The sequence below is a fragment of the Polynucleobacter sp. MG-Unter2-18 genome (genome assembly GCF_018687675.1).
Taxonomy (GTDB): Bacteria; Pseudomonadota; Gammaproteobacteria; order Burkholderiales; family Burkholderiaceae; genus Polynucleobacter.
This window is the reverse complement of the sequence record NZ_CP061302.1, coordinates 1,341,436-1,355,158: the sequence shown is the minus strand read 5'-3', so window position 1 is coordinate 1,355,158 and position 13,723 is coordinate 1,341,436. Positions and strand designations below refer to the sequence as shown.

The 13,723-nt window shown below is 47.4% G+C and carries 8 protein-coding genes; 4 read left to right on the top strand and 4 right to left on the bottom strand.

The genetic code is table 11. The features are described from left to right. The first annotated feature begins 4 nt into the window (after window positions 1-4). A complete protein-coding gene (gene radA / locus C2759_RS07080; protein WP_215301308.1) occupies window positions 5-1,369 on the top strand; it encodes a DNA repair protein RadA in 1,365 nt (454 codons plus the stop codon). A gap of 15 nt (window positions 1,370-1,384) precedes the next feature. On the opposite strand, the gene prmB is transcribed toward radA, so the two are convergent. The 3 genes from prmB to dapD are packed head-to-tail and all read right to left on the bottom strand — an operon-like array spanning window position 1,385 to window position 4,317. Next, complete coding sequence (gene prmB, locus C2759_RS07075; protein ID WP_215354184.1) at window positions 1,385-2,281, bottom strand: 50S ribosomal protein L3 N(5)-glutamine methyltransferase; 897 nt, start codon at window positions 2,279-2,281, stop codon at window positions 1,385-1,387. A gap of 39 nt (window positions 2,282-2,320) precedes the next feature. Continuing rightward, window positions 2,321-3,472 carry a succinyl-diaminopimelate desuccinylase gene (dapE, locus tag C2759_RS07070; protein ID WP_215354183.1) on the bottom strand — a complete coding sequence of 384 codons (1,152 nt, stop codon included), beginning with the start codon at window positions 3,470-3,472 and terminating at the stop codon, window positions 2,321-2,323. A 17-nt stretch (window positions 3,473-3,489) separates the two neighbouring features. Then, complete coding sequence (gene dapD, locus C2759_RS07065; RefSeq protein ID WP_215354181.1) at window positions 3,490-4,317, bottom strand: 2,3,4,5-tetrahydropyridine-2,6-dicarboxylate N-succinyltransferase; 828 nt, start codon at window positions 4,315-4,317, stop codon at window positions 3,490-3,492. A 174-nt stretch (window positions 4,318-4,491) separates the two neighbouring features. Here dapD and smc point away from each other — a divergent pair, with 174 nt between their 5' ends. Genes smc through ligA form a run of 3 tightly spaced genes read left to right on the top strand, consistent with a single transcriptional unit; the run spans window position 4,492 to window position 11,114 of the window. Further along, window positions 4,492-8,013 (top strand): chromosome segregation protein SMC, encoded by a 3,522-nt coding sequence (gene smc / locus C2759_RS07060; RefSeq protein WP_215354179.1) that lies wholly within the window; start codon window positions 4,492-4,494, stop codon window positions 8,011-8,013. Between the two features lie 18 nt (window positions 8,014-8,031). Further along, window positions 8,032-9,090, top strand: coding sequence for a cell division protein ZipA C-terminal FtsZ-binding domain-containing protein (locus tag C2759_RS07055; RefSeq protein WP_215354177.1), 1,059 nt, complete (start codon window positions 8,032-8,034; stop codon window positions 9,088-9,090). Window positions 9,091-9,098: 8 nt separating this feature from the next. After that, on the top strand, window positions 9,099-11,114 hold the full coding sequence (gene ligA, locus C2759_RS07050; protein ID WP_215354175.1) for an NAD-dependent DNA ligase LigA: 2,016 nt from the start codon (window positions 9,099-9,101) through the stop codon (window positions 11,112-11,114). Here the strand turns inward: ligA and C2759_RS07045 are convergent. Beyond that, window positions 11,111-13,714: a [protein-PII] uridylyltransferase gene (locus C2759_RS07045; RefSeq protein ID WP_215354174.1), complete on the bottom strand. Its 2,604-nt coding sequence runs from the start codon at window positions 13,712-13,714 to the stop codon at window positions 11,111-11,113. The genes ligA and C2759_RS07045 overlap by 4 nt on opposite strands. Window positions 13,715-13,723: the final 9 nt, after the last annotated feature.

Here is a 13,723-nt window from a genome sequence, read left to right as displayed (position 1 = left end):
TCCATTGGCTAAAATAAAAACAATCTATATTTGTCAGTCATGCGGTGGGACCTCTGCCAAATGGCAAGGTCAATGCCCCTCATGTCAGGCATGGAACACGCTGGAGGAGGGCTTGCCTGAGGTGAGCTCAAATACTCGCTTTCAGGGATTGGCGCAGTCACTTCCCCGTCAAAAGCTATCTGCTATTTCGGCTGAAGATCTCCCGCGCTTTAGTACTGGCGTAGAAGAGTTTGATCGCGTACTAGGTGGTGGATTAGTTCCTGGTGGTGTTGTGCTCTTAGGTGGCGATCCTGGGATTGGTAAATCCACTCTCTTGCTCCAAGCCCTCGCTGAGATGAGTGCTGCTGGTATGAACGTACTCTATAGCAGTGGCGAAGAGTCTGCAGCGCAAATTGCATTACGTGCAAAACGTATTGCACTCGATGCGCCACAATTAGAAGTGCTCGCTGAGATTCAGTTAGAAAAGCTCTTATCCATTATGGATACGGTGAAGCCGCAGGTCTTGGTGGTCGATTCGATTCAGACTTTGTATTCAGAGGTACTCAGTTCGGCACCAGGCTCGGTTGCGCAAGTACGAGAGTGTGCTGCGCAATTAACTAGGGCTGCTAAATCTAGCGGCATTTGCGTGTTAATGGTGGGACATGTGACTAAAGATGGTCATTTAGCAGGCCCTCGTGTACTGGAACATATTGTCGATACCGTCTTGTATTTTGAGGGTGATACACATTCTTCATTTAGATTAGTGCGCTCGATTAAAAACCGCTTTGGTGCAGTCAACGAGCTCGGTGTATTTGCGATGACCGAAAAAGGTCTGCGTGGCGTTGCCAACCCTTCAGCGATTTTCTTATCGCAGCATGCAGAGATGGTTCCGGGTGCCTGCGTATTGGTTACACAAGAGGGCAGTCGCCCACTGTTGGTAGAAATTCAGGCACTAGTAGACACTGCGCATATTCCTAATCCACGTCGCCTAGCCGTTGGTTTGGAGCAAGCGCGTTTAGCCATGCTCTTAGCGGTACTTCATCGTCATGCTGGTGTTGCCTGCTTTGATCAGGATGTCTTCTTAAACGCGGTTGGTGGTGTGAAGATCTCAGAGCCAGCAGCTGACTTAGCAGTGCTGTTAGCAATCCAGTCTTCGATTCGCAATAAGGCCCTGCCTAAAGAGCTGATCGTATTTGGTGAAGTTGGTTTAGCTGGAGAAATTCGCCCCTGCCCGAGGGGTCAGGAACGCTTAAAAGAGGCCGCTAAACTTGGATTTACTGTAGCAATCATCCCGAAGGCCAATATGCCGAAGACAAAGATTCCGGGATTAAGGGTGATACCGGTAGAGCGTATTGATCAAGCTATTTCTGCAGCAGCAGAGCTTAGTTAAATCTCAGGATGTAATTTAGCGTAAGTCTTCTGCTTGAATCAGTAGTACTTGCTCATCGCCTGCAGATACTTCCATCCAGATGACTGGGATTTGAGGGAAAGCCTTTTTAAAGTACTCATACTCATTGCCAATCTCAATCAGAATGGCGCCACGCTCAGATAGATAGTCGGGAGCACCAGCAATAATCTTCCGAATCAGATCCATGCCATCATCGCCACCGGCTAATGCAATAGCAGGCTCCGCATGGTATTCAGCGGGCAGGGCATTCATCGAGTTGGTATTGACGTAAGGCGGATTACAAATGATGAGATCAAAAAGATTATCTTCATGAGGTTCTGGTAGCGCATCCCAGAGATCACCATCAAAAAGCTCTATCTGTGAAGTCAGGCTATGACGATCGAGATTGCGAGACGCCACTGCTAATGCAGGCAAACTGATGTCACAAGCACTGACATGAATATCGGGACAAGTTAAGGCTAACAAAATCGCTAGAGAGCCATTGCCAGTACAAAGATCGAGCGCTTTGCCATCAGCCGGCAACCAAGGCTCTAGCGAGCCATCGACGATGAGCTCGGCTATCCAGGAGCGGGGAACAATGCTCTGCTCACTGGAGAAAAAAGGCACACCCATTAACCAGGCTTCACCCAAGATATAGGCTAATGGCTTGCGTGTGGAGATGCGGGTTTTCGTCACTTCAAGCGCCTGAGCAATTTGCTCGGCACTCATCACTTGCTCTAAGTGATCCAGCGCATCTGCAGGGCTTAAGTCAAGCTGTTTACTGGCAATCCAGAGGGCTTCACTTTGCGCATCAATAGCACCATGACCATAATGTAAATCTGCTGCCTCTAGTTGTTGTGCAATGTGATCAATACATTGATCAAGCGTCAGAGATTGCTGGGGCGCAGGGTCCATGAGGAGTGTTTATAAGAAAGAGTAATTGACGAAACAGTCTTAAGCAACCAGTTGCTCGAGTGTCTTGCGATAGATATTTTTGAGTGGCACAACATCATCCACAATCACGCACTCATCAATCTTGTGGCTCGTAGCATTGAGCGGACCAAATTCGACCACTTCCTTACAGATCTTCGCAATAAAGCGACCATCACTTGTGCCGCCAGTAGTGGAGAGTTCTGTATCAATTTTGGTTTCAGCTTTAATGGCTTTTCGTAGGGCGCCAGCAAGGGCGCCATCACCAGTAATAAATGGGCTACCACCCAAGACCCAATCAATTTCAAAATCGAGACCTGCGGCTTTGAGAATTCCTTCTAGGCGGCTACGCAATTCCTCTGGCTTACTTTCAGTGGAGAAACGGAAGTTGAAATCAATCGCTAGCTCGCCGGGAATGACGTTGTTCGCACCAGTACCTGCATGAATATTCGAAATCTGAAAGCTCGTAGGCTGGAAATACTGGTTACCTTTATCCCACTCAGTCTCAACTAGCGCTTGAATTGCAGGCGCTGAAAGGTGAATCGGATTTTTACCCAGGTGAGGGTAGGCGATATGCGCCTGAATACCCTTAACCCGAAGCTTGCCGGAGAGTGATCCGCGGCGACCATTTTTAATCATGTCACCGAGTTGATCAACTGAAGTTGGCTCACCAATTACGCAGTAATCTAAACGCTGACCTTGTTTTTGCAAGCGCTCGCACATGATGACGGTACCATCGTTCGCAGGACCCTCTTCATCACTAGTAATCAGAAAGGCAATCGTGCCTTTGTGATCTGGATGGGTTATGACAAACTCTTCGGTAGCGACGACAAATCCTGCAAGAGAGGTTTTCATATCCGCAGCCCCACGACCGTAAAGCATGCCATCTCTAATGGTTGGGGTAAACGGATCATTGGTCCACTTCTCTAGTGGGCCAGTTGGCACAACATCAGTATGGCCGGCAAATACTAAGACCTTACCTTGATCTCCAGACGCACCTTTTTTGATTGCCCACAAATTAGTAACCTGAAAATTCTCGGGACCACTCACTACGCTCTCTGTGTGAAAACCAATGGCTTGAAGGCGTTTGGCAATGAGGTCCTGACAGCCTCCGTCCGCTGGGGTGACCGAGCGGCAGGAGATGAGGGCTTCAGTTAACTCTAGGGTGGCACTCATATATTTAGCTTTAAGACTTAATCACGTAACAATTCGTTAATCGCAGTCTTAGCTCTAGTTTGAGCATCCACCTTCTTTACGATGATTGCGGCGTATAGGCTGTACTTGCCACAGGCGGAAGGAAGAGAGCCTGGCACCACAACAGAACCTGCTGGTACACGGCCGTAATGGATCTCACCGGTTTCGCGATCGTAGATTTTGGTGCTTTGACCAATATAAACACCCATTGAGAGAACAGCATTCTCTTCAATAACCACGCCTTCAACGACCTCAGAGCGGGCGCCAATAAAGCAGTTATCTTCAATAATCACTGGACCTGCTTGAATTGGCTCCAAAACACCACCAATACCAACACCACCAGATAGATGCACGTTTTTACCGATTTGGGCACATGACCCTACGGTTGCCCAAGTATCAACCATGGTGCCTTCACCGACGTAAGCGCCGATATTGACGTAGGAAGGCATTAAAACGGCATTTTTGCCAATAAATGAGCCACGACGAGCCATTGCAGGGGGAACTACGCGGAAACCGCCATTGGCGAAGTCTTCTGCGGTGTAGTTCTCAAACTTGCTCGGCACCTTGTCGTAGAACTGGGTATAGCCGCCAGCGCCCATGGGTTTGTTGTCTTCTAGGCGAAAAGACAACAAAACTGCCTTTTTGACCCATTGGTTTACTTCCCATTTGCCAACACTGAGGCGCTCAGCAACGCGAATGCTGCCTGTATTCAGGCCCTCGAGAACGGCGTTCACGGCGTTGCGGATTTCTCCAGAAACGGCCTCAGGAGACAGGTTTGCGCGGTTTTCCCAGGCTTGATCGATGATGCTTTGTGGTGATTTGCTCATGCTTTTCAGTTAACTATCAGATTGTTAAGGGATTTTGTCCCTGGATATAGATTGATCATTATATCGGTGGGGCAAAAACCCGTGTGGGGAGCCTTAAGCTTGCTATCATCTTCCCACTTTAGTAATAATTTTTACCCCCTTATTTGAACCCCCTTTTTCCCTGCAAAGTACGCCGTGCAACTGAAATCCATCAAACTTTCCGGCTTTAAGTCCTTCGTCGATCCAACCCACTTTGAAATGCCAGGTCAATTGATCGGTGTTGTGGGTCCTAATGGTTGCGGAAAGTCGAACATCATTGACGCCGTGCGTTGGGTTTTGGGTGAGTCTCGCGCTAGTGAATTGCGTGGCGAGTCCATGCAAGACGTCATTTTTAATGGCTCTGGTTTGCGTAAACCGTCGGGTCGTGCCAGCGTCGAACTCATTTTTGATAATTCTGAGGGACGTGCTCAAGGTCAGTGGAGTGCTTTTACCGAATTGGGTATTAAGCGCGTTTTGACACGCGATGGTAATTCTAGTTATTACGTCAACAATCAAGTCGTGCGTCGTAAAGATATTCAGGATATTTTCTTGGGTACTGGTATGGGTCCAAGAGGCTACGCAATCATCGGCCAGGGCACCATCAACCGCATCTTGGAAGCAAAGCCAGAAGAGTTGCGTGTTTTCTTAGAAGAAGCAGCTGGTGTTTCTAAATATAAAGAGCGTCGTAAAGAAACCGCCTCCCGCCTTGAAGATACAAAAGAAAACTTAGTTCGCGTAGAAGATATTTTGCGTGAACTTGATCAGCAGGTTACACGTTTAGAGAAGCAGGCTACTGTTGCTGAGCGCCATGCTGAATTATCTACTGCAATGAAGTCGCAACAGCAGTTGCTCTGGTTTGTACGTCAGACTGAAGCTGGTAAAGAACAGGAGCGTCATGCCAATGGTATTCGTGACACCCAAGTCAGCCTAGAAGAGCAGACTGCCAAAATGCGTCACGTGGAGACTGAGCTCGAGACAATGCGCACTGAGCAGTACGCATTGCAAGATCAGGTTTCTCAAGCTCAAGGCGATTTGTATCAAACCAATGCTGATGTGAGTCAGGTTGAGTCACAAATTCGTTACGTGCAAGAAGCGCGTCAGCGCCTGCAACAACAATCACAAGATTTACAAGCTCAACTACAACGTTGGACTGTTCAAGAAACTGATGCCGCTCAAGCGCAACGTACTGCTGAGCATGAGCTCAGCTTGGCTGCGGAAAAAGAGCAAACATTAATGGCGGATTTATCTGGTTTGCAAGAGCAAATGCCAGCACGCGAAGAAGCCTATCAAGTTCATGTACGCGAACTCAATGATGCACGCGAGAACTTGGCCACGATTGACCAGCGCTTAGCCAGTTTGGGCGAGCGTGTGAAAGCGTTCGCCTCGCAAGTTGAGGAACTCAAGGGGCGCGATACCCGTCTTGAGGCTGAGCTCGCAGGTATGCGTAGGCCTGATGCCGAAGCATTGCAAATGGCAATCGATCGTCATGCGATGGCACAACGCAAGGTGGATGAAGCGAAACAAAAAGCAGGTGAAGCACAACAACGTGTGCCTGCTGCCGATGAGGCTCGTAATATCGCGCAACAACTGATTCAATCAGCTAACCAAGAGTTGGCACAAACCGAAGCTAAATTAACTGCGCTGACTGCTTTGCAAGCCAGCGTTCAAGCTCAAGGCAAAATTGGTCCATGGCTTGAGAGCAAGGGTTTAAAAGAGAGCAAGCGTTTATGGCAAGAGCTTAAAGTCGAGAGTGGTTGGGAAGCCGCTTTAGAGTCCGTATTGCGCGAGCGCCTAGCTGCTGTTACAGCCAAGAGCGTTCAAGAAACTTTAGCCTTAGCGAATGATGCGCCTCCAAGTCGTTTAGCGATTTTGCTCACAGAAGACATTTCTCCTGCGCACACTACCGTGCCAGCCGATTTCATTGCACTATTGACCCGCGTTCAAAGTGCAGGCGCACCACGCGTAGCTGCTGTATTGCAAGAGTGGTTGGATAACATTTACATTGCCAATAGCTTGGAAGATGCCTTGCATCGCCGTGAAAAGTTACCTGCTGGTGGTGCTTTCGTTACTCAGCAAGGTCACTTAGTGAGCCGTGTGGGTGTGCAGCTTTATGCAGCAGACTCTGAGCAAGCTGGCATGTTGGCACGTGCTCAAGAGATGGAGGGTCTTGAGAAGCAATTACGTGCACAGAAGTTAATTCAGAGTGAGTTGCAAGGTGAGCTAGACCAATGCGCTGCTAATTACCAAGCTGCCCATCAATCTGCTGAGCAAACCCGCATTGCCGCAGAGCATGCCGTTCAAGAAGTACATGGCTTTGAAGTAGAAAGAATGCAGTTAACTCAAGCTGAAGAAAAGTATAGTCAGCGTGCTGAGCAAATTCAAGGTGAGTTAAGTGAGCTGCGTCAGCAAATGGAGCAGTTGAGTCAAACCCAAGAGCAATCCTCTGAGGAGCTTGCACAGTCAGAAGAATCCAAACAGGGCTTGCAAGAGAATCTAGCCATTGCTCAAGAAAAACTGGAGTTAGCCACTCAAGAGCGCGATCGTCTCCGTGAATCTTTACGCTCATCTGAGATGTCTGCCCAAGAAGCAGCATTTGCAACTAGATCTTTACAGCAGCGGATTGCTGATTTACAGCGTGATCAAAGTACCGCCCGTGTACAGATCATGGAGATTCAGGATAAGCAGGCTACTTCCGAGCAAGAGCTAGAAACTCTGAGTGATGAAGAGGCTCAAGATAAATTACAGGGCCTCTTGCTGGCGCGCAGCGCTCGCGAAGCCGCATTGGCAAATGCCCGTACAGAACAAGATGCACTATTGCATCAATTGCGTGAAGCAGATGAAGTGCGCTTGCAGATTGAGCGCAGTCTTCAACCTATGCGTGACAAAGTGGTCGACTTACAGTTGCGCGAACAGGCTGCCCGTTTGAATTTTGAACAGTTTGCAACTTTGTTATCAGATGCTGAAGCCGACCTATCTGCACTTGAAGTGAGCTTTAGTCCAGATCTGAAGGTAGGGGCACTGCAAACTGAAGTAAACCGCCTCAACACCGAGATTCAATCTTTAGGCCCGGTTAATATGGCTGCCTTGGATGAGCTCTCTAGTTCACGTGAGCGTAAACAGTTCTTAGATGCGCAATCAGCTGACTTGAACGAAGCAATGCAGACTTTGACGGATGCGATTGCTAAGATTGATGCAGAAACTCGTGATCTATTGCAGGGCACCTTTGATCAGGTCAATATCCATTTCGGTAAGTTATTCCCTGAGCTGTTTGGTGGTGGTCATGCGGAGTTAGTCATGACTGGTGAAGAGATTTTGGATTCTGGTGTGCAAGTAATGGCTCAGCCTCCAGGTAAGAAGCTTAGTTCCATCTATTTGTTATCCGGCGGCGAAAAAGCGCTAACCGCAATTGCCCTAGTCTTTTCTCTCTTTCTACTCAATCCTGCGCCGTTCTGCTTACTCGATGAGGTTGACGCGCCATTAGATGATGCGAACACCTTGCGTTATGCGCAGATGGTTGCCAAAATGTCTAATAAGACGCAGTTTGTATTTATTTCACATAATAAGATCACTATGGAAATCGCTCATCAGTTGATTGGTGTCACCATGCAAGAGCAAGGTGTATCTCGCATTGTGGCAGTGGATATTTCTTCTGCAGTATCGATGGTGGAGGCAGCTTAAGTGGCTCTAGAGCAATTCATGACAATGCTAGGTTTGTCTGACTTGCAGTTTGCTTTGGCTGTTATCGGCCTACTAATACTGATCTTAGTGGCTATTCTGAATGTTAAATATGCTCGCGCACTGCGTAAAGCAAAAGCGAGCGTTGAATATTACGCCGCTGAGCGAAGTGCGCGTGAACCAACTTTTGGGGCTGGTTTTGCTGACCCCATTCCCGGCGAACAGATTGAGCCGGTTTTTAAAGAAGGCTCCTTGCCAGTAAAGGTTGAATTACCAACCTTTTCAATTGATCCAAGAATAGACTGCGTTATTACTTTGCGTTTTTCCCAGCCAATTATGGGATCAGAGATCCTAAAAGAAATGCATTCTTGGGAGGATTTATCTGCCCCATCTTCAGCCCGCTGGATGTGCGAGGGTTTGAATGTGGATCTTGATTCTTCTGAGCCATGGGGTTTGCTATCGCCTAGTTCTTCTTATTCAGAACTTCAGCTTGCTATTCAATTAGCAAGTCGTCGCGGGCCTATAGGCGTGCTGGAGTTATCTGACTTTTGTTCTAGGGCTCAGGCGCTTGCCTTAACACTTGGTTCTCAGATTGACATGCCAAGCGTAACTACGATGTTGGATAAGGCTAAAGAGTTGGACTTCATGGCTGCCGAAAGCGATATTCAATTGAGCATCAATGTGCTATTTGATGAAGCATACCCTTGGAACAGCCTTGATTCTTTGATGCGTCAACGTGGATTTATCTTGTCGCACAGTGGCCGCACTTATGAATACTTTAGTAATCGAGTGCCTATTTTTAGCAGCAATGACCTTAATCCTGGTAAGCCTGTGGAGCAACTGACCTTACTCCTAGAGTTGCCCTTAGTTTCTTTTGATGAGAAAGCATTCGAGCGCATGCTGGCAGAGGGTCTTGAAATTGCTCAAGTTGCTCATGGTCGTTTGGCCGATGACAACGGCATCAACTTATCTGAAATTTCTATTCAAAGCATTCGTAAGCACCTTGAGGGTTTATATGAAAACCTCGAGAAAAATGGTGTTCCTGCAGGATCCTCTGCTGCCAGCAGACTTTTTAGCTGAGGAATCACTTGTCGTCCTCTAATCCGACAAATTTAGCGGATCGCTATGCATTATTACAAGCAGAACTAGCGCGCTTAGAGCATGCCTACTACGTTCTGGATAACCCAATAGTTCCTGATAGTGAGTACGACCGTCTATATCGTGAGTTACTTGAGATAGAATCTTTGCACCCTGAATGGATTTCAAAGGATTCACTCTCGCAAAGGGTGGGTGGTGCCGCACTGAAGGAATTTGATTCGGTAACTCACGCAGTGCCGATGCTTTCTTTGAATAACGCGTTTGAAGATGCTGAGTTAATTGCCTTTGATCGTCGCTGCCGTGAAGGTCTGCATGTTGATCAAGTAGATTACGCAGGCGAACTTAAATTTGATGGCCTAGCAATCTCCTTGCGCTACGAAAATGGTTCTTTGGTCAGAGCTGCTACCCGAGGCGATGGCGCCAGTGGTGAAGATGTCACTGCCAACATCAAAACTATTCGGGCTATTCCACTCAAGCTTACAGGTGAGAATATTCCAGCAGTATTGGAAGTGCGCGGTGAAGTCTTTATGTATCTGAACGATTTCCAGAAAATGAATACACAAGCTGCTGCCCAGGGTGAGAAAGAGTTTGCCAACCCCCGTAATGCTGCAGCAGGAAGTTTGCGCCAACTAGATTCCAAGATTACTGCCAAAAGACCACTCTCGTTTTTTGCATATGGATTAGGAGCTCTAGAACCACAGTCTTGGCTGCCAAAAACCCATGAAGAGCTTCTCAATGCTTATGTGAAGTTGGGTTTGCCAGTCTGCGCTGAGCGTCGTGTGCTCAAGTCCGTTGAAGATATTTTGGTCTTTTATAAGGAGGTGGGAGCAAAGCGTGATTCTTTGCCTTATGACATTGATGGCGTGGTCTATAAGGTCAACTCCTTTGCAGAGCAAGCTAAACTGGGCTTTGTATCTAGAGCTCCACGCTTTGCCTTGGCCCATAAATTCCCAGCCCAAGAAGCTTTAACCACTGTACTCGGTATCGACGTCCAAGTTGGGCGCACTGGTGCAATCACTCCTGTGGCAAGACTTGCTCCAGTTGAAGTGGGTGGCGTCACCGTTACGAATGCCACTTTGCACAATGAAGACGAGATCAAGCGTAAAGATGTACGCATTGGTGACACTGTTTCTGTAAGAAGGGCGGGGGATGTCATTCCTGAGGTGGTGTCGGTTATTAAGGAGCGTAGACCAGCCAATACATCAGTATTTGTCATGCCAACAAATTGCCCAGTGTGCGATTCACATATAGAACGATTGGCTGACGAAGCAATTGCCCGTTGCAGTGGTGGCTTATTTTGCGGCGCACAGCGTAAGCAGGCATTAATTCATTTTGCACATAGACGTGCATTAGATATTGAAGGCTTGGGCGAGAAGATTGTGGATCAGTTAGTTGATCACAATCTAGTTAGAACGCCGGCTGATCTCTATCGCCTTGGCTTCACAGCTATTGCGAACTTGGAACGCATGGGTGAGAAGTCAGCTGACAATCTCATTCAATCTATTAACCAGTCAAGAAATACCACCTTAGCCAGATTTATCTTTGCGCTCGGTATACGTCACGTAGGTGAGACCACTGCCAAAGACTTGGCCAATCACTACCAATCTATGCATGCCCTCATGGAGGCCAAGCTCGATGACTTGTTGACAGTAAAAGACGTTGGCCCAGTAGTGGCAGACTCCATCACTAGCTTTATGGCAGAAGCCCACAACCGTGAGGTGATTGAGCAACTCTTAGCCTCAGGAATGCAGCTCTCTGTGGAAGAAAAAGTCATTAGTGCAGTGGTAGCAGGTAAAACTTTTGTACTGACCGGCACATTCCCAACTATGACAAGAGATGAAGCAAAAGATCTTCTCGAAAAAGCAGGTGCCAAAGTAGCAGGTTCAGTCTCCAAAAAAACTGACTATGTAGTTGCAGGTACCGATGCTGGAAGCAAGCTGAATAAAGCAGAGGAGCTAGGCGTTCCAGTAATTGATGAGGCAAGCATGCTTCTGCTCTTGGCTTAAGCTCCTAAGGCCTCTAACAAATCTGTCTCCAACAAGATCTGCAGCTTAGGATTCTTACTCAAGTTAGCCGCATCTAATAGAAATACGTCTTCCACTCGCTCACCTAATGTATTGATGCGTGCAGTATGTAATGAGACTTGATGCTTGGCTAATATTCTGGAGATGACATAGAGTAAACCAGTACGATCACTCGCTGAGAGGGATAGAGCATAGTAATGACCGCGCTCATCTGGAGTCATGTGTATTCGTGGCTGAATTGGGAATGTGCGTGATTGCCTCGATAGGCGACCCATGCTAGGTGATGGTAATGGGTCGTTATGTTGTAGCGCAGCTGTTAATTCGTATTCAACTAATTGAATCAGATCTCGGTAGCTACCACCTTCATCTACTAAGTTACTTCCTGAGATTTGGAAGGTATCAAGTGCATAGCCATGCTTTGTTGTATGAATACGCGCATCCCAAATTGAGAAACCGTGCCGCTCAAAGTAGGCGCAAATTCTGGCGAAAAGGTCTTCTTGGTCTTTGACATAGACAGCAATCTGCAATCCTTCGCCAACTGGGGAGAGGCGAGCACGTACAACGGGGATTTTGCTATCCACCTTATCCAGTAGATGGCGAGTTAACCAGGCAATATCAGCAGCATCTTGGCGCAAGAAGAAGGCAACATCCAATTGCTTCCAGAGATTTTCATAAGCAGAGTCTTCAATTGCATAGAGGCGCAACTTGGCGCGCGATTCTTCCTGATGTTGTGCGAGTTCAGAGGAGGCATCTGGCTTTGCTCCACCCAATACGCGTAGCGTTACACGATAAAGATCTTCTAATAGTTTGCCTTTCCAGGCATTCCATACTTTGGGGCTCGTTCCGCGGACATCGGCAACCGTGAGCAAGTAAAGTGCAGTGAGATGACGCTCATCACCCATTTTTTTAGCAAACGCTTGAACCACGTCGGGATCGGTAATGTCTTTTTTCTGGGCTACTTGACTCATGTTTAAGTGTTCTGCAACTAGCCAAATTAAGAGCTCAGTATCTGCTTTATCTAAACCATGATCTTTGGCAAATTTGCGCATATCTGCCTTACCAAGTTCGGAGTGATCACCACCGCGCCCTTTAGCAATGTCATGAAAGAGTGCGGCAATGACTAATAGCCAAGGCTTTTCAAAATGAGCAATCAGGCTGCTACAAAAAGGAAATTCATGCGTATGCTCAACCACCATAAAGCGGCGTACATTGCGAAGCACCATCAGGATATGTTGATCCACTGTGTAGACATGAAACAAGTCATGCTGCATCTGGCCAACGATTCTTCTAAAGGCTGGCAGATAGCGACCAAGAACGCTGGTCCGATTCATGAGTTGGAAGGCGCGACTGACTCCCTCAGGCTCCTTAAGAATTTCAATAAATAGTGCGCGGTTGACCGGATCTTTGCGCCATTGGCTATCCATTTTTTGGCGAGCGTTATACAAAGCCCTAAAGATCGTTGCCGATAAGCTCTTGACGTTGGATGTTTGCGCAAAAACTAAAAAGGTCCGCAGAATTTGTTCTGGATGCTTTTGAAATAACTGAGGGTCAGTAATGTCTAGGACCCCTTGCCGCTCAATAAAGCATTCATTACCCTCGCCAGCAATAGCATGGGTCGTCTTGGATTCTTGAGGGAAAAGGAGTGCTTCAATATTTTGAAGTAATACATCGTTTAATTGACTGACTGCTTTTGCCGCCCAGTAGTAGCGGCGCATGATAGCCTCACTGGCCAGTCTAGAGGATTCTTCTGTAATGCCCATGGCTGCTGCTAATGGTGTCTGTAAGTCAAACACCAAAACATCCTGTCTACGCTTCGCTAGTAAATGCAAGTTTGCGCGCAGAGTTTCTAAAAAACGCTGGTTGCGATTAAGCTCAGTTAGTTCGCGTTGAGTTACCAAGCCTGCAAGACTGAGATCCTTGAAGGTATTACCAAAATGTGCAGCTTTGCTGACCCAAGAAATCACCTGTAAGTCACGCAAGCCACCAGGGCTCTCCTTGCAGTTAGGCTCCAATGAGTAGGGCGTGTCTTGATATTTGTAATGACGCTGGATTTGCTCAGCCAGCTTTGCCTGGAAGAATGATTTTGGATCCAAAGTCTTTTCATAAACAGATTCAAACTCTTTGAAGAGAGCTTTCTTGCCGCAGATGAGTCGTGATTCAAGTAGGGAGGTGCGAACAGTAATGTCTTGTTCTGCCTCGGATATGCACTCGGCAACAGTTCTCACTGAGGAGCCAATTTCTAATCCGGTATCCCAGCATTGCGCTACAAACTTTTCAATCTTGCCTGCAAGAACATCTTCAAAGTATTGCTTATCTGCAGGCAGCAAAATCAGAATATCAATGTCGGAATAGGGAAAGAGTGCACCCCTGCCAAATCCACCCACTGCCACGAGTGCAGCATCCGAATTTATATCGCAGGAATTCCATATGCTAATGAGGAGTTGATCGCTGAGCTTGCTCAGTTGCTTGGTTAATCGTCCAACAACTTGATGCTCGCGAAAGTCGTCATAGGCTAATTCTCGTGCAACCCTTAAGCTGGAAATATCAACAATAGGTTTCATTGCTGCGAGAGTTTGACCCATTGCGCTTGA